Annotated in this window: 15 protein-coding genes and 4 pseudogenes; 3 read left to right on the plus strand and 16 right to left on the minus strand. The window is 60.2% G+C overall.

Annotation, left to right across the window (positions count from 1 at the left end; translation table 11 throughout):
* Nucleotides 1–95: 95 nt before the first annotated feature.
* A pseudogene (locus BMW49_RS25255) lies at nucleotides 96–296 on the minus strand (ProQ activator of osmoprotectant transporter prop); the annotation flags it as partial.
* A gap of 699 nt (nucleotides 297–995) precedes the next feature.
* Here BMW49_RS25255 and BMW49_RS23405 point away from each other — a divergent pair.
* Together BMW49_RS23405 and BMW49_RS23410 are read left to right on the plus strand one after the other, a co-directional pair.
* Nucleotides 996–1,316, plus strand: coding sequence for a hypothetical protein (locus BMW49_RS23405; RefSeq protein ID WP_069521821.1), 321 nt, complete (start codon nucleotides 996–998; stop codon nucleotides 1,314–1,316).
* Nucleotides 1,317–1,592, plus strand: a pseudogene (locus BMW49_RS23410) (integrase); the annotation flags it as partial.
* A gap of 157 nt (nucleotides 1,593–1,749) precedes the next feature.
* Here the strand turns inward: BMW49_RS23410 and BMW49_RS23420 are convergent.
* The 5 genes and pseudogenes from BMW49_RS23420 to imuA form a co-directional block, all read right to left on the minus strand.
* Nucleotides 1,750–2,024: pseudogene (locus tag BMW49_RS23420) on the minus strand (integrase core domain-containing protein); the annotation flags it as partial.
* 49 nt (nucleotides 2,025–2,073) lie between these two features.
* Nucleotides 2,074–5,151 (minus strand): error-prone DNA polymerase, encoded by a 3,078-nt coding sequence (locus tag BMW49_RS23425; RefSeq protein ID WP_069521817.1) that lies wholly within the window; start codon nucleotides 5,149–5,151, stop codon nucleotides 2,074–2,076.
* A gap of 82 nt (nucleotides 5,152–5,233) precedes the next feature.
* Nucleotides 5,234–6,181, minus strand: a complete 948-nt coding sequence (locus BMW49_RS25400) for a Y-family DNA polymerase (RefSeq protein WP_371850899.1) — start codon at nucleotides 6,179–6,181, stop codon at nucleotides 5,234–5,236.
* A gap of 18 nt (nucleotides 6,182–6,199) precedes the next feature.
* A complete protein-coding gene (locus BMW49_RS25735; protein WP_244168402.1) occupies nucleotides 6,200–6,550 on the minus strand; it encodes a Y-family DNA polymerase in 351 nt (116 codons plus the stop codon).
* A gap of 7 nt (nucleotides 6,551–6,557) precedes the next feature.
* Nucleotides 6,558–7,175 carry a translesion DNA synthesis-associated protein ImuA gene (gene imuA / locus BMW49_RS23435; RefSeq protein ID WP_069521815.1) on the minus strand — a complete coding sequence of 206 codons (618 nt, stop codon included), beginning with the start codon at nucleotides 7,173–7,175 and terminating at the stop codon, nucleotides 6,558–6,560.
* Nucleotides 7,176–7,869: 694 nt separating this feature from the next.
* On the opposite strand from imuA, the gene radC reads away from it, so the two are divergent.
* A complete protein-coding gene (gene radC, locus BMW49_RS23440) occupies nucleotides 7,870–8,376 on the plus strand; it encodes a RadC family protein (RefSeq protein ID WP_069521813.1) in 507 nt (168 codons plus the stop codon).
* A 36-nt stretch (nucleotides 8,377–8,412) separates the two neighbouring features.
* On the opposite strand, the pseudogene BMW49_RS25740 reads toward radC, so the two are convergent.
* From BMW49_RS25740 to BMW49_RS23485, 10 genes and pseudogenes are all read right to left on the minus strand, one after another.
* A pseudogene (locus tag BMW49_RS25740) lies at nucleotides 8,413–8,547 on the minus strand (NYN domain-containing protein); the annotation flags it as partial.
* A gap of 39 nt (nucleotides 8,548–8,586) precedes the next feature.
* Nucleotides 8,587–9,033: an ion channel gene (locus BMW49_RS23445; protein ID WP_167362836.1), complete on the minus strand. Its 447-nt coding sequence runs from the start codon at nucleotides 9,031–9,033 to the stop codon at nucleotides 8,587–8,589.
* 718 nt (nucleotides 9,034–9,751) lie between these two features.
* The gene (locus BMW49_RS23450; RefSeq protein WP_069521809.1) at nucleotides 9,752–10,789 is read right to left on the minus strand and encodes a branched-chain amino acid aminotransferase; all 1,038 of its coding nucleotides are present in this window, start codon (nucleotides 10,787–10,789) and stop codon (nucleotides 9,752–9,754) included.
* Between the two features lie 174 nt (nucleotides 10,790–10,963).
* Complete coding sequence (locus BMW49_RS23455) at nucleotides 10,964–11,782, minus strand: AraC family transcriptional regulator (RefSeq protein ID WP_069521807.1); 819 nt, start codon at nucleotides 11,780–11,782, stop codon at nucleotides 10,964–10,966.
* A 130-nt stretch (nucleotides 11,783–11,912) separates the two neighbouring features.
* On the minus strand, nucleotides 11,913–12,896 hold the full coding sequence (locus BMW49_RS23460; RefSeq protein WP_069521805.1) for a quinone oxidoreductase family protein: 984 nt from the start codon (nucleotides 12,894–12,896) through the stop codon (nucleotides 11,913–11,915).
* Entirely contained in the window at nucleotides 12,893–13,489 is a 597-nt protein-coding gene (locus tag BMW49_RS23465) for a LysE family translocator (protein ID WP_069521803.1), read from the minus strand. The genes BMW49_RS23460 and BMW49_RS23465 overlap by 4 nt, the downstream gene beginning before the upstream one ends.
* A gap of 25 nt (nucleotides 13,490–13,514) precedes the next feature.
* The gene (locus tag BMW49_RS23470) at nucleotides 13,515–14,258 is read right to left on the minus strand and encodes a thioesterase II family protein (RefSeq protein WP_069521801.1); all 744 of its coding nucleotides are present in this window, start codon (nucleotides 14,256–14,258) and stop codon (nucleotides 13,515–13,517) included.
* Nucleotides 14,251–14,643 (minus strand): cupin domain-containing protein, encoded by a 393-nt coding sequence (locus BMW49_RS23475; RefSeq protein ID WP_069521799.1) that lies wholly within the window; start codon nucleotides 14,641–14,643, stop codon nucleotides 14,251–14,253. Before BMW49_RS23475 ends, BMW49_RS23470 begins: the two co-directional genes overlap by 8 nt.
* Nucleotide 14,644: 1 nt before the next feature.
* Nucleotides 14,645–15,259, minus strand: a complete 615-nt coding sequence (locus BMW49_RS23480) for a LysE family translocator (RefSeq protein ID WP_069521797.1) — start codon at nucleotides 15,257–15,259, stop codon at nucleotides 14,645–14,647.
* A 16-nt stretch (nucleotides 15,260–15,275) separates the two neighbouring features.
* A complete protein-coding gene (locus BMW49_RS23485; protein WP_069521795.1) occupies nucleotides 15,276–16,709 on the minus strand; it encodes a class I tRNA ligase family protein in 1,434 nt (477 codons plus the stop codon).
* Nucleotides 16,710–16,724 lie beyond the last annotated feature (15 nt).

The following is a 16,724-nucleotide window of genomic DNA, read 5'->3' on the forward strand; positions in this document are numbered from 1 at the left end:
CCAACGCAATACGAACATAGTTGGCACGCTTCACAGCTTCAAAAAACCAACCCATGACACGGGCTATGGGGTACGTATTTCGGGGGCAAGGTCAGAACCTTGGGGTCAGGATTGACCGGAAAGGCCAATGGAAAGTGCTTCTGTAATAGCCAGATCGCTTCGACCGCAGGGTCTTGCTCCCGAAGCTTCGTCTGCGAAGAAGGTTTTCGCGTACGTTGCTTCGTACTATCAGTTTTTACCTGCACTTTTTCGGCCCGCAGGCGGTCGCGTAACTCAGCTAGTTGTTCAAATCCCATCGTTCAGTTCGCAGCTTCAGTTGAAATGTGGAGCAAGGTTATCCCATGCAGTCTTTTGACACAGCCTAATCAAGTGTCGGACATCACCCCCCCCTCATCTAAAAGAGCTCAGATTAAAGCGCGAGCGCCTTTTCCTGAACATCTGAAATCAGCTCTAACGCTTTTTCTCGAAAATCTGGAGGACGCTCTGACATACAACATCTCCTCCGGCACCATACCGGTATTGCACTGATACCCCATTCCACGGAATCACGCTACTGGCCAGCACTAACGCCGGAAAGGATCAACCTTCGCCGCTTACTACAACGAAATCACTCCGTAAGCAGCTCAGTGGCTTCGCAACCTCATAGCCGCTCGCCACTAATAGAACCAGGTGCCGCTGACGAAAGGAGTATCGAGGAGGTCCACCCGCCCTTCCACACCATGCCAGTGCATCGACAGGACAAACAACCGTTGTGGTCACCTGCACCCAGTTCAGAACGGTAAGCGACGAAGTGGGGGAGCCGTTCTTCCACTAGGACAACGGCGCGAAGGGCCGTAGCACTTTCCCAACGGAGGCAACCATAGCGACCTATGGCTCGGTATGCAGTCGCATCAGAACAGCCTGAGCAAGAATTTGAGCCACTTAAGCGCCAACCATATGGCGTCAACATGCCACCGCGCATAAACTACTGCTTCACCATTACAGTGGAGCACACCATGCAAGGATTCAAATTGGCCGCTGCCATCGCCGCGATTAGCCTGGCGGGAACCATCACTCAAGCCCAAGCCCAGAGCATTATGGTTCCAGGCTCAGACTCCAAGGATTTCTCGATTCGCTGCGAGAAGGAAGGGAAGATCACACTCAACATCCAAGACCGCAGCGGAATTGATCAAATGCAAGTCGCCCGGTTCATCTATGTCACAGATCAAGGAAGCGGACGGACCCTCCTGACCTTTAAGCGCGGATTCACATCGGCAAGCGAGGACGGTAGCCACCTTACTGCAACCAACGAAACCTGCTCATTCCTGCAACAGTAGCTGGTGGCCGAGCGGCTCGACAGTCTGCCCGCGCGGGCGGCCAAGCAGGCCAGGGCCTACCTGATCGACATCTTTAACCACGCGGTCACCAAAGGACTGTGCGTCGACAACCCGGCTGCGTGCACCATCGCGCGTATCGAGAAGAAGCGCAAGCGGCACACTGTCAATGCCATCGACCTGGCGCTGATCACCGCCCAGCGCCGCGCCGACATTCTGTCGATGAAGTTTGAAGACGTGCGCGATGGCCATCTGTACGTGATCCAGCAAAAGACGGCCACCCTCCGCCCCAGCACGCGTTCAACCTCTGCCGTAAACCTTGAACTGCCCAGCGCATAGTTACCGTTGGTGGCTGAACGGATCTGATCCACCAGCCAGGATCAAGCTGATGCCGAAACTGAACCCCCCCATTTTTAGCACTCGCCAGAAATATAGGTCAGGCCGCGCGGGCCAACTTCTGTTTGGGGGTGATGCCTCCTAGGGCATGTTTGGCCGTTCGTGATTGTATGTCCACATCCAGAGATGTTGCATGTTCCTGCACCTCAGTGATCGACTCGAACAAATAATGCCCCCAGCCAGTCGTAACGCACCGTACGGTTGTAGCGCTCGACGTAGGCGTTCTGCTGTGGATTTCCTGGCTGGATATACTCCACGAACGCCGTGCTTTTCCGCCCAGAGAGCAAGCTTACTGCTGATGTACTCCGGCCCGTTATGGCTGCCCTTAGCGGCAGCCTTTTCCTGCCTGCCAAGCGCCCCGGCCTCACTGAAAATCCCGACTCCGCACATCCAGCCCAACCAGTAGCGGCGTCAGGTCGCTCAGACGCCCCGCGATCAGATGACGCACGCCGTCCTTGGACTCCAGATGGCCATCCACTCGTAGCAATTGCGAGCTGACCAATACCCGCCGCTGACGCTCAGCGAGGTCGTGCCAAACCACCACATTGACCATGCCGTACTCGTCCTCCAGGGTGACGAAGATCACCCCGCTGGCCGTCTGTGGCCGCTGCCGGCCGATCACCAGGCCGGCTACGCTGACGTTGCGCCCCTGCTCGACGCTGAGCAGATCGCGCGAACTGCGGCAGCGTTGGGCCTTGAGCTGACAGCGCAGCATGGCCAGTGGATGCGGGCCCAGGGTGGTGCCGACGGTGGCGTAATCCGTATGCAGATCTTCGCCCACCGTCGGCAATGGCAACGCTACCTGAGCCTCTTCTCGCGCCGGCAGGTTGGCGAACAACGGTGGCTGCGCCTCAACACCGGCCACCGCCCAGCGGGCGCTGTGGCGATGCCCGGCCAGGCCACGCAAGGCTCCGCAATCGGCCAACAGCTCACGCGCACGGGCATCAAGCCCGCCGCGGTAGCAGAGATCGGCGACATCGACGAAGGGCCGCTCGCGCCGGGAGTCTTCGATACGCCGAGCATCCTCCTCGCAGAATCCTCGAACCATGCGCAGGCCCAGACGAATGGCCAAGGTCCCCTCCTCGTCTGGCTCCAGCGAGCAATCCCACTCGCTGTGGCCAACGTCTACCGGGCGCACTTCGATGTCGTGACGGCGAGCGTCCTGCAGCACCTGGTCGGGGCTGTAGAAACCCATTGGCCAGCTGTTGATCAGCGCGCAGGCGTAGATGGCCGGCTCGTGGCATTTCAGCCAGCAACTGGCGTAGGTCAACAAGGCGAAGCTGGCCGCATGAGACTCCGGAAAACCATAGCTGCCGAAGCCCTTGATTTGCTCGAAGATGCGCGCGGTAAAGTCCGCCGTGTAACCCTTTTCAAGCATGCGTTCGCTCAGGCGCTGGCGATGCGGCTCCAGGCCGCCGTGGCGCTTCCACGCCGCCATGGCACGCCGCAACTCATCGGCTTCGCCCGGCGTGTAGTCGGCGGCGACTATCGCCAACTGCATGACCTGCTCCTGGAACAGCGGAACCCCCAGGGTGCGTTTGAAGACGACCTCAAGCTCCGCGGAGGGATAGACGACCGCCTCCTCGCCGTTACGTCGGCGCAGGTAGGGATGAACCATGTCCCCCTGAATCGGCCCGGGGCGGACGATGGCGACCTGAATCACCAGGTCGTAGAACGTCTGCGGCCGCAGACGTGGCAGCATCGCCATCTGCGCGCGCGATTCGATCTGGAACACGCCGATGGTGTCGGCGCGACTAATCATCGCGTAGGTGGCGGGGTCTTCCGCAGGCAGGGTCGCCAGGGTCCAGCGCTGCCCCCGATGACGTTCGATCAGGTCGAAGCTGCGCCGCATTGCACTGAGCATGCCGAGAGCGAGGATGTCGACCTTGAGCAGGCCGACCAGGTCGAGGTCGTCCTTGTCCCACTGGATGATGGTGCGCTCGGCCATGGCCGCGTTCTCCACCGGCACCAAGGTATCCAGCGGTTGCTCGGAGATGACGAAGCCGCCCGGGTGCTGCGATAGGTGACGGGGAAAGCCGATCAGCTCGCCGGTCAGCGCCAGTACCCGGCGCAGTACCGGGCTGTCCGGATCGAAGCCGGCTTCACGTAGCCGCTCGAGCGGCGGCTCCTTATCACTCCAACGCCCACAACAATCAGCCAGGGCGTTGACCTGGTCCGATGGCAGGCCGAGGACCTTGGCGATATCACGTACCGCGCCGGCACCGTGATAGGTGCTGGCGACGGCGGTAAGCGCCGCCCTGCCCCGGCCATAGCGCCGAAATACGTACTGCAACACTTCCTCGCGCCGCTCGTGCTCGAAGTCCACATCGATATCCGGTGGCTCGTTGCGCTCCTTGGAGAGGAAACGCTCGAACAGCATGTTCATGCGCGCCGGGTCGATCTCGGTGATGCCCAGGACGTAGCACACCGTCGAGTTGGCCGCCGAGCCGCGGCCTTGGCAGAGGATGCTCTGGTTGCGGGCGAACTGGACGATATCGTGCACTGTGAGAAAGTAGCTCTCATACCCCAGCTCGGCGATCAGCCCCAACTCCTTCTCAGCCTGCTCGCGGCACTTGGTCGGGATGCCCTTAGGCCAGCGCCAACGCATGCCCTGCTCGGTCAGCTCGCGCAGCCAGGTGGTCGGCGTATGGCCCTCAGGCACCAGCTCGCGGGGGTACTGATAACGCAACTGGCCGAGGTCGAAGGTGCAGCGCGCGGCGATGCGTAGCGTCTCGGCCAACAGCTCCGGCGGGTAAAGCTCGGCCAGCGCCTGGCGCGAACGCAAATGCCGTTCGCCATTGGCGAACAACCGCTGACCGGCGTCAGCCACCGTGCAATGGTGACGAATGGCGGTCATGCAGTCCTGCAAGGCGCGTCGGCCACGGGCATGCATGTGCACATCACCGCAGGCCACCATCGGTATGCCCAGCGTGGCGGCCAGCGCCTGCAGGTGCGCCAGGCTCTGCGCATCGTTCGCGCCATGGTGCAGTTCCACCGCCAACCACAGGCGCTCGCCGAACATGCTGTGCAGCCACTGCCCAGGTGCTGGGTCTGGCACCTCGTCGGCGATCCATAATGCTAGCAAGCCCTCCAGCGGCGCGCTGAAGTCCTCGCGCAGCAAACGGTATTCACCCTTCGCCGCGCGCCGTCGCGCCAGGGTGATGAGCCGGCACAGGCGCTGGTAGCCAGCGAGGTTCTCAACCAGCAGTACCAGCTTGGGGCCATCTTCGACCCGCATCTCGCTGCCAACGATCAGCGGCAACTCGCATGCCTTGGCAGCCTGCCAGGCGCGCACGATGCCGGCCAGGGTGCATTCGTCGGTGATGGCCAAGGCCTGGTAACCGTGACGCTTGGCCCGCTCGAACAGCTCGCGAGCGCTGGAGGCACCACGCTGGAAGCTGAAGTTGGATAGGCAATGCAGCTCGGCGTACCCCCCGCTCATGCGAACCAACCCTGCAACATAAACGGACCGCTTTCGCCGAACGTACGATAGGCCCAGGCACGCTGCCCGGAGCGGGTTTCGATCAGGTAATAGTCGCGGCGCACGTCGCCACCGTCCCACCAGCCAGATTCGATACGCTCGGGACCCGCCAGGATGCGCGCAGCGGTATGGGCTCGCGCAACAACCAGCCCGGGCGTGGCGGGCCTTGCAGGATGGGTCCGGGTTTGTCATCGCCGGCCACCTGCCAGGCATGCTCGGGACGATGGTCGGCCTGGGCGCGCAGACCCTGCACCGCCTCGTCGCCCAAGCGCGCACGCAGCCGCTCGCGCAGTTGTTCCCAAGGCAGTAATTGCTGGGGGCGCTCGTCGAACAGTTCGCGGTGCTCCGGGACGAAGGCCGGCAGGTCGCGCGCAAGCAGGCGCATCCCACGTACCGGCGCGACCACCTGCATCTGTTCCAGGCGGCCACGCGCCAGCTCGAAGAGCATGGCCGGGTCGCGCTCGGCACTCAGCAGGCCAATCTGGATGATGCTGTCCGCGGCATCCGCATGCTGCAGGCGCAGGGCGAAGCGCTGCACACCGCTATCGCGCCCGGCAAGGAAGGCGGCCAGGTCGGCGGTCAGCCGGCGCAACGGGAACAGCAGGGCCTGATGCGATTCGACCTCGAAGTTCAGCTCGATACGCCCATCGAATCGGTCCGGCGGCACGTAGCACTCCAGGGCCAGCGCACGCTCGCCGAGCAAGGTATCCAGATGCTGCTGCACCTGGGCCGGGAAGCGCCGCGCCAAGGTGTCTCGCGGTAGCGCCAGCACCTGACTCAGGGTGCGCAGGCCCATACGGGCAAAGGCCGTGGCCACCTCGCGGGCCAGACCAATGCGTTCGACGGGCATCCTGCCCAGCGTTTCGCGCATGACCGCGTCGTTGGCGATGGCCAGACCGTCATAGGCGTTGGCCAGAATGCGCGCGGCCAGTGGATTCGGCGCGGCGACGATGCGGTGACGAAACCCCAAGGCTGTCAGTTCCTCGCGCAAGCGCGCCTCGAAACGGGGCTAAGGGCCGAACAGCGCCAGACTGGACTCGATCTCCATCAGCAGGGTGCGCGGGTAGCACAGGCTGACGTGGGAGCTGAAGCGATAGCCCCAGGCCGCGAGGAACTGCTGCCAGCGCTCGATCTCTTCGGGTGCGTACTCGACCAGGGTGAAGTCGCGGGTCAACGCATGGGCAGCGGTCAGCGATTGCCCGGCGCGCAGGCCGAGCGCACGGGCCGCCGGGTTGAGCGTTTGCAGCACCCGGCGCTGCGCCGTGCCGGTGACCAGCGCCAGCGGTGCGTCGGGATCGCTGCAGCGACGCAGCACGCCATCCAGTGCCAGTTGCGGCAGCAATACACAAGCCCAGCGCATGCTTACCTCACTGCCCCGCCGCAAGCGGAATGGCGGCAGACGGAGGCAAGCCACCGCGGCACTTGAGCACACGCAACTGCGCCGGACGCGCATCGACGGCAATACGCAACGCCGCCGGCGAGGGGTTGACCGCCTCCTGCAACGGGCGATAAGCAAAGGCCAGGGTCTGCCCGGTTTCCGCCGCCACCTGCAGCCGGCGCAAGGCGCGGTCGTCGGCCCGCTGCGGCCAGCACAGCACCGCGCCGCAGCTGCCCGAGCGCAGGCACTGCTCAGTCGCCCATAGGGCATCAGGGCCGCTGGCCTGGATGATCACCAGCCAGCGCAGATCCACCCCGGCGGCCTGCCAGGCCTGTGGGTACGGCACATGGGGCGGAGCCACCAGCACCACCCGCTCGGCACTGCGGGTCAACCGCACCAGGGTCGGCCACAACAGCTGCAACTCACCGACCCCTTCGCTGGGTATGAGGATCTCGCTCAACGCCGATTCGGGCCAGCCACCCGTTGGCAGCAGCGCATCCAACGCTGCATGCCCTGTGGGCTGAGCACTCGCCGGCAATGGCGTCGGCTGGGCTCTCCAGATCCGTCGTTGCTGCAACAGATCATCCAGCGCTACGACAGCGCCCATTACCCTCGCCTCGCCATTACCTGGGGAAAACCTGAGGTCAGCACAGTGCACCAGGACCTGCCCGGCAACGGATGACGCCTAGGGACACGAGCTGAAGATGCAAGGGATTGCCAGGGATCGGGCATGTCAGCGAACTCAAAATAACTGTATGCACATACAGTACACGCAGGCCTTAACCCCTTCAATGCTGACAGGAGAGCGGCAGACCAGAGACGTCCTTTGAATGGCTGCGCTTAGGGCTCAAAGACTGATCCGTAAGCTCTTTACTGCCCTTTAACTGGACAATCAGCCCCTCCCCGGCTGCTACCCGATCCATCTCGATCAGCAACCGTTCTTTGCGGGTCTGTTTGCACTTACCGACGGCCGAGTACGCCTAAGCAATAGCGTTCCGGCGTATCCGCCGTCGGGCTCGTGGGCTGCGCCCCGCGCTTCGTGCCGAATCGCGGCCAACCGGCTTTGATCCCTAACGCCTCCGGCCCTTAAGGGCCTGCGCGCTGCGCTTGCTGTCGGTGCCCATTAGAGAGGTGGAATGGCGGTCTTGCTGTTTCCCTTCACCCTATCACGGCGTTCTCGCCGTCAAGGGCTGCGCGCGCAGGGCGCGCTTGCGGCGAGCCGGCTGTCGCCCCCTGACTGCTGCGCTGCGCCGTGCTGGCCGGGAATCGGGCAATGTCGCCCGAGTAACCGGAGCACGATCATGTCGCAGCTTTCTCTCGCTTTTGACGCATCCCTGCTGATTCGCGACGAACAAGGTCGCTACCTGCCGGCCACGGCCGATCAGATCCTGGCGGCGGCTCGCAAGGTCATCGATCTGAAGGTCCAACGTGGTGCGGCCTTCACGTCGCCAGAACTGGTCAAGGAGTACCTGGTCGCTAAGCTGGCAGGCTTCGAACATGAAATTTTCGCGGCGCTGTTTCTGGATGCCAAGCACCAACTGATTCAGTACATTGAGATGTTTCGCGGGAGTATCGATAGCGCTTCGGTCTACCCTCGGGAAGTGGTCAAGGATGCACTTCACTGCAACGCGGCAGCAGTGATCTTCGCGCACAACCACCCAAGCGGAAATCCTGAGCCAAGCCAGGCTGACAAGGCGCTAACACAACGCTTGAAGGAAGCTTTGGCGCTGGTCGATGTCCGCTCGCTGGATCACATCATCGTGGCAGGCCAACGCACCGTATCTTTCGCCGAGCTTGAGTTGCTATGAACCAAGGGGGCTGAGCCCCCTATTTGCTGCGCCCTTTCAGGCGTTCGCAGCGTGTTCAGCCGGCTCATCTTCCTTGGCTGCTATCCCCACCGTCCAGTGACCGCCGTTTTCTTGGATCAGATGCAGCAGGTCGCAGGTTCTGATCATGTCGAGTAGGCCAGAGTGGCCGTACCTGACTGACAACAGTCCATCAACGCTGGCAAAAGCTCGCTACCTGAACACCAGCACCAGAAGCGCCAAAAGAATCAGTAATAAAAGTCCAACCACCACTTTGAGCATGAGCACCAACTGCGGTATCTGTTCAATGAGCCTCAGTTGCTGTTTTAAAGAGCCATCCAAGCCTAGAAGACCTGGACGTTCTTCAGACTTCAACGTCCAGTTTGAATGCATGAGAATGATGGAGATAAACGTCACAGAGTGCGCCCCGCCCAGCAGGCTCTGCGCCACAACAAAAAATTGCGCCTCTGTAGTGGCCGGTTGGTAATCGCTGAATCCTAGTGCAGTAAACATAGCAGCGGAAAAATAGAAGTGCTTCCAAAAATTCAGCGCATAGGTTTCCTGCTCAGGAATAGAGAACAAGACATTATTAAACAAAGACACACCGGTAAAACCCAGTATCAGCACAACAGAAGCGCAGATATAGAGAAAGAAAATCACATTTACCTCCCACCGTCTGGGAGACAAATGAGTAAACACGTAAGTACATAAGGCAAAGTACAATACGTAGATTGAGACAACCCCTACTAAAAAACCTGCACGTGCAACTAGTAACACAAGCAAGAGGTTGACAACCATTAGCACGACCAACCCCTTAACCTTGTTTCCTTGTAAATACCCCACTACACCTTCCATCCATGCGCCTTATTCAAATTTTAATAATCGAAGCAGACCGTCTAAGTCCCTACGCCTGTCCTCGACGCGTCGCAACGATCACTATAGCTTGGTTTAGTAGATCTACTCCCGAATACCGATAATAGTAAGGTCATGACTTATCAAAAACCTGCACCTAGATACTGTTACACCACCACACCTCATGCGTCTCTGCCCTGTAGTCTTTTTCAATTCCTTCAACCAACAAGGGCGCGCTGATAATTCCTCAAACAGAGTTTTTCTGCTCCTCCAAACTCAGATCACGCTCCAGTTGTATAGCATCGCCACCATTTCATAACCAGATAGAGCCACGTGAACCTCCGTTCCTGGCACGGAACGTGGGAATGATTGCAAAGCATCTGCAACTGGAACATCCGGAAAGCAGTCTTTGATTAACGGCACTCTGACTGTCGCAGCCACAAACGGCGAGTGTTTCAGCTACTTTAACAGCACCCACTGTACGACAGAGCTACTCAGGAAGTATCAATAGAAACATCTACGGTCATCACTGCGGCGCGGGGCAGTCACATTTCTCGACCCAACCAGCCGGTGCTTCGATGTCGCCCATCTGAATGCCCATCAACTCGGCGTAAAGCCGCTGAGTGAAAGGCCCCACTTCATGTTCGCTGTGGAACACGTGCAACCGACCGCCGTACTGAATACCTCCAATGGGGGTGATTACGGCAGCCGTTCCACACGCTCCGGCTTCCTTGTACGCGCTTAGGTTATCGATATACACGTCGTCTTCGACCGTACGAAGACCTAACCGGCTACTGGCCAGTTCCAGCAGCGAGGCGCGGGTGATACCTTGCAGCACTGAGGGTGAACGGGGGGCGACGAAGGTGTTGTCGTGGGTGATAGCGAAGAAGTTAGCCGAACCGACTTCTTCAATTTTAGTGTGCGTCATTGGGTCGAGGTAAATGCAGTCTGCGAAGTTCGCTGCCCGTGCTTCAGTGCCAGGCAACAAACTAGCAGCGTAGTTGCCTCCTACCTTAGCGGCGCCAGTACCGTTGGGAGCAGCCCGGTCGTAGTCGGAGATCACGAAGTTGCTGGGCTGTAGTCCCCCTTTGAACAACGGCCCCACCGGAACACAGAATACGCAGAAGATGAATTCGGGCGCGGTGCGGATACCGATATTGTCGCCCACGCCGATTACGAATGGCCGCAAATAAAGGGAGCTGGCGCTGCCATAGGGCGGCAAGAACCTTTCGTTTGCACACACTACCTGTTTGCAGGCGTCGATGAAGTGCTCAGCAGACACTGTGGGCATCAGCAGTCGCGCACAACTGCGCTTCATGCGCTCAGCGTTTCTGTCAGGCCGGAACAAGTTGATGGAGCCATCTTTGCAGCGGTAGGCCTTCATGCCCTCGAAACACTGCTGGCCATAGTGCAAGGCCGTGGACCCTTCGCTCAAGTGCAGTTGGTTATCTTCAGTCAGGTAGCCAGTTTGCCATTGGCCATCGCGCCAGTGGCACACATAACGCAAATCAGTTTTGCGATAGTTGAAACCCAGCGCATCCCAGTCAAGTTTCGGATCTTCCATATCCTCGTTCCTCATGTTTTATTTTATTGCCTCTTCACGCGGGCATAAGCATGCCAAGGAGGGTTCTTGAGAACTCCCCCACGGGCCTTCAACGTTGCTACGAGGGTCAGATGCTGTGCTGCCATTCGTAGGCAGGCTGTGCAGGCCCTGTATACCGATCAGAATACGCGCGGCTTATCCTAAGGCCCTGTCGCGGGAGCGGCACCAGCGTGCCGGCGATACGCCGAACGCGTTCTTGAAGTGCCTGCTCATGTGGCTCTGGTCGAAAAAGCCGGCGTCTACCGATGCCTCGCTCAGTGGGCGCCCCGACAGGATCGACGCTTTCACGAGGTCCAGGCGGCGCATAGTGATGTAGCGGTGGGGGCTAGTGCCGAAGTACAACCGGTAGTCTTTCGACAAGCTCCACTTGTCACGCCCTGTGCATTCGGCCAAGTCATCAAGGCTCACGGGCAAATGTAGGTTGTCGTTCATATATTCACGCGCAAGGTTTGCGGCCGTGAAGCAATTGCCATTATTTGCTGGCTGTCCACCGCACATGGCTTGTAGCCGGGTGAACAGCTGGAAAATCGCGTCGTCCTCAGCTAGAGAGTCGACCGGATCGTCGAGCGAATTAAGGATACTATCAGCAGCGGCGGCCAACTGCGGATCGCTCGAAATGCCCCCCTTGAGGAAGGGCAAGGGTTTGCCGTGGAGCACCTCCTGCGCAAGCTCCGGGGGGATGTAGAGCATGCGATAGCGGAAGCCTGACTCACTGCCGGCATGGCCGTCGTGCTCTTCGTCAGGATGCAGCACCATGGTGCTGCCCGGTAAGCTGTTACGTGCCTCGCCGCGGTAACGGAAACTCTGCACACCTGTCAGGGTGCGACCGATTGCGTAGGTGTCATGCCGGTGCGGATCGAAACCATGCCCACTGAAAAAAGCCTCCAATCGCTCCATTTTGGACGACGGATGGAGGTGCCGTACCCAGTCTTTGGAAGAAGGCAGTTCAATCATGACGCTGATCCTTAGCAAGTTGTTCCATCTTGGGCGTATCGCATGAAGAATTTGAAGGAGGCGATAAGCCAAATTAACATTTGGACCCTACAGCTTGAAGGCCATTGGTCGATCGTCATAAAAAACCTTATCAAGGAATGAGCACGATCGAGCCTGTCGCTTTACGGCTCTCCAGCAGCACGTGCGCACGCTCAGCGTCGGCCAGGGAGAAGGTAGCGCCTATGTGCACGTCCATGCCATCTCGAAGGCACTGAAAAAAAGTTTCAGCCAACGCCTGCAACGATGCCGAATCGCTGATGTAGTCGAACAGCATCGGGCGGCTGACGGTCAGTGACCCCGCCCGTGCCAACTCGGCTAGGGCCACGTTCTCGACCGGCCCGGAGGCATTGCCGAAGCTGATTAGGTGGCCGCGGGCAGCTGTCGCGTCAAGCGAGGCTCTCCAGGTACTGCGGCCGACTGAATCGTAAACGAAACGCACGCCCTCGCCGCCAGTCAGTGCCCGCGCTCGGTCAGCGATGGATTCATCGGCTAGCAAAGTGGCCCATGCTCCGGCTTGTTCAGCTTGCGCTGCCTTGGCAGTACTAGATACCACCCCGATCAGATGGATGCCACGGCACCTAGCGTATTGGCAGGCGAGCAACCCAACCCCGCCGGCGGCCGCATGAAACAGCACCGTGTCGCCAGGCCGGGGTTGGCTGACCTGGTTGAACAGGCACAGTACCGTCAGTCCTTTGAGCAACCCGCCCGCGGCGGTAGTGAAGGAGATGTCGTCGGGTAGGTGAACCAGCCGATGCTGATCCACGGTGTGATAGGTGGCGTAGGCTCCCAAGGCGGACTGCACGTACGCCACGCGGTCACCCACATCGAAACCTTGGGTGCCAGTCGCGCATTCCACCACCGTGCCGGCACCTTCGGTGCCCAGCCCAGAGGGCAGGCACGGCGGTGGGTACAGCCCGGAGCGGAAGTAGGTGTCAATGTAATTCACTCCGACCGCCTCGTTGCGCACACGCACCTGGCCGGGTGCCAATGGCTTCAGCACAAGCGGCTCGTGTTCGAGCACCGAGGGCGCGCCGTGGCTGCGAAATACAGTTCGATACCTGTCAAAAACGTTCATTTTAGGGCCGAGTAGGTCAGGTAAACGGAAAAGGACATGAGAGAAAGCCCGACCAGCTTGGGCACCCATCGGTGGACGTTGTGGTGGGGCGTGCGGCTCACCACGGTGCCCAGCCATGCCCAGGTGAAACCGATCGGCACCAGGATGAGCAGAAACGAGAGCAGCGCCCAACCGAAGCGCTCAACGGTGGTATACGCCTCGCGGGGGAACACCACCGACGCCAATATCAACGCCTTCGGGTTGAGCAGCGTGACCATCAACAGTGCACGGCAGCTGACCACGCTGCCCCTTGGCTCGCTCGCCAACTGCCTCAGCGAGGCGATGCGGTAGGCCAACAGGCCCAGGTAGCCTGCACACAACAGTTTCAAACCGATGCCGAGGTCGGGGTAACGCGTAGCCAGCGCGATCAGCACGAAGCCCCAGACACTGATCGCAATGCTGTAGCCGAACGCCTCGGTGGCGATCAGCGGTGAGGTGCGGGCGGGCCCGCTGGTGTAGCCGGAGGTCATCAACAAAGTGTTGGTAGGTCCCGGCATCAGTAATATCAACGCGGCCCCAGCAGCGATATTGAACGAAGCAGTCAGATAGTCCATTACAGTTGTTCTCCCTTCCTGGTGGTCACACGGCGGCGAAGCTTCGCAGGGCTTGCAGCACACCAGGCAGGTTCTGGCGAACGAAAAAGTGATCCCCGGGAAATACCTGCTGCTGCGTAGGTTGAGTGGTCTTGGCAGCCCAGGCCTGCAACCCGTCAACCGGCACCGAGGGATCGTGGTCGCCGCCAATCGCCAGGATCGGCAGCGCTACCGGGGCTGCTGTGGGCAGGTCGATACTTTCGGAGAGCGCAAAATCATTACGCAGCGTTTTCAGGGCGATTGCACGCAAGCCAGGGTTATCCGCTACTTCACCAGGCAAGCCGCCCAAAGCATGGATGTACGCCAGGAACTGCTCGTCGCTCATGGCGGAGGCGCTGACTCGGTTACCCAGCGCTGCGGAGCTGGCGCAGGCGGTCAGGGACTGGATGCGTGCGGCCGGGTAATGCTCGGCGCAGTAGCTGGCGAACCGGTGCGCGATCCCAGCCCCCAGGCTGTAGCCGAACAAATGCAGAGGCAGGTCGAACAGGCCCGACAGCGCCTGCGCCAACGGCGGTAGCAGTTCGTCGATCTGGGTGAAGAACGGCTCAGCGAAGCGCGCCTCGCGCCCCGGCAGTTGCACGGCGCACACCTCGACCTCTGGCCCCAGCCGCGCTTGCCAGTCGCGATAGAACGAGGCGCTGCCGCCACCGAAGGGGAAGCACAGCAGGCGGCTACGTGCCTCGGGCTGTACGGTCCGGTGCAGCCACTTGTTCACTGCCGGGCTAGTCATGACCAGCCTCGGCAGACTGAGCGAAGTAATCGTTGCCATTGGCCGCGAACCAGTCACGCCGTGATGGAGTGAACACGTCCAGGTCTACGGTATCCTCCAGGCACTCGGCGGCATGCGGAACGTTGGCCGCGAGGTGCAGCACGTCGCCGGCGCACAATACGGTGCTTTGCTCCATCTCCCAGCCATGGGTGAAGCGGATCTTGCCCTTGAGAATGTAGGTCATCTGCTCGTTGGGGTGGCTGTGGTGTTTGACCACCGCTCCAGCTTTCATCGTCAGCTTGACCATCATCAGTTCGTCACCGTGCACGATCTGGCGCACGATCAAGTCCCCCAACTGCTCTTTGTCGACGGCATTCCAATTGACCGCAGTGTCTGGCTTGATCATCTCAGCCCCCTTGAACATGAATGTAGAAGTCGTGAAGCATGAAGGCCGCGCATACGGCCAGCCCCACACCCATCAAACGGTTGAAGAAATTGAAGTACGACTCTTTGGTGATGCGCTTGCCTAGCACCGCGCCCAGGAACGAGTAGATGCCCGGGGCACCGGCGCCCCCCAGCGCGATCATGATCGAGACCACGGCAATGCTAATGCCAGTGACGTGGGCCGCAGGGAACATCACTGTGGTGATCGGCAGCACCACCATCATCCCTTTGGGGTTTAAGGCCTGGATCAGAAAGCCGTTCCAGAACGTCAGCGGTTTATCGGTCGGCGATGCTGAGTTCACTTTGCCCGGCAGCACCACCTTGGAAGTGAACACCTTGAACGCCAGGTACAGGGTGTATAGGCCGCCCACCAAGGCCATGTAAGGCAGCACCGAGCGCGAGATCAAGGCCTCGCCGGTGTAACCAAAGATCAGGAACAGCGCGAACATAGCGCAGCCCACCCCGATGAAAAAGCCAACCGTGCGCCGGAACTGGCCGGTGAGCCCAGCGTTCAAGCCCATCACGTTGACCGGCCCGGGGCTGTACATCACACTGAAGGCGTAGAGAAAAATTTCCATCAAATAATCTCCTAGTTCAAGCCGACCGAACGCCGAGCTTCGTAAGCACCGAGGTGTAGACGCACTGGTCGATCACTTCATCGTTGGCGACCATTTGTCTTTGCCATTGGTACAGGGAGCGGAACGCCGATACCGCGTCTCCATGTTCTAGTAAGGTGTTCACCTGATCCGGCGGCAGCGTGCCGTTTTCGCCGAGCCGGGCCGAAAGCTTCTGGCAGCCACTAAGAAAGCTGTCGATCTGGTCGATCAGCGCCTTGCGGATCACCAGCACTTTCTCCGGTTCTTCACCCACCAGCAGCGCCAGGTCCACAGCCTGGTCGCCGTCGGCGCGGCTGCCGGAATACTCGACCGATTCGAGCAGCGTCAATGGCACGAAAGCCTCCAATCCCCCCAGGTCGAAGATCAGTGCGGCGAGCACACCAATGTTCTTTTTCTGGATAGAGGCATCCACTTGCAGGTGGTCCGGGCGATGGGTGACGGTGGTCACTGCGGCCTTGAAACTGGCGCTAAACTCGACGCGAACCGGCAGACCTTGCACCGCATGCTCATGGAATGTGCCCAGGTGCGGGTTCCAGTACAGCTGCGCCTGCTCGGGTGTAGTGGGTTCTATGCGGGCGATGGCTTCGCCAGGGATGCGTTTGTCTTCATGCGTCCGTGCACTGCCCTTGCGCAGCAACACGTTGACCGTTTCGTTGTGCACCTGAGGCGCAGGTTTGCCGTCCAGAAAGCCCGCCCGCACCGCGTGGCCGGTTTTGAGTACTGGAGGAACAGGCATCGCATGCTCATCAGCCTGCGCCTCGATCGACAGCGCGAAGCGGATCGGCAAACCTACGCGCCGAGCGAAATCCAGGTCGGTCCTGTTGTGGGCGGGGTTGACCAGCACGGCACCGGTGCCGAAATCAGGCTTGACCCAATCAGCGACCCACACCGACATCAAATCACCGGTCAGCGGGTTGCGCACATAAGCGCCGGTGAAGTAGTTGTCCGCATCGGGCCGGTCGGCGAGGTTGCGTGTGAACCAATGATATTTGTGCACAGCGATGGCGCACGCGGCAGTGCAGGAACTCCAATCGGTCACGAACACATCGATGCTGTTTTCGGCATCGAACAGTTGCAGCGAGCAGATTGCACCCTGCGACTGGCGCACGCTTTTACGGATTTTCGCGACGATTTTTTCCGACCAGAAGGGAATGCGTGTAGATATCTGTGCGGTGGCCTCGCACGAGGGGCCATAGAAGGCTTCGAAAGCGCCCCCGTCCAAGGCGTTGAAATGCACATGGCCCTTTTCCAGCAAGCGGTTCAGCTGCGCGGCGACGGCGACGGCGTCGGCATTGACCGGCACGCATTGGGTGGCCCGGCTCATGAATGCAGCGAACAGCGACGCCCTCTTGAGTGTCAGGTCTGCCGGCTCACTGCCGTGAGTGTGCTCCAGCAACGCAAAGGTCTTCATCTTCCTATCTCCTTG

It is taken from the genome of Pseudomonas cuatrocienegasensis (genome assembly GCF_900110925.1).
Lineage (GTDB): Bacteria > Pseudomonadota > Gammaproteobacteria > Pseudomonadales > Pseudomonadaceae > Aquipseudomonas > Aquipseudomonas cuatrocienegasensis.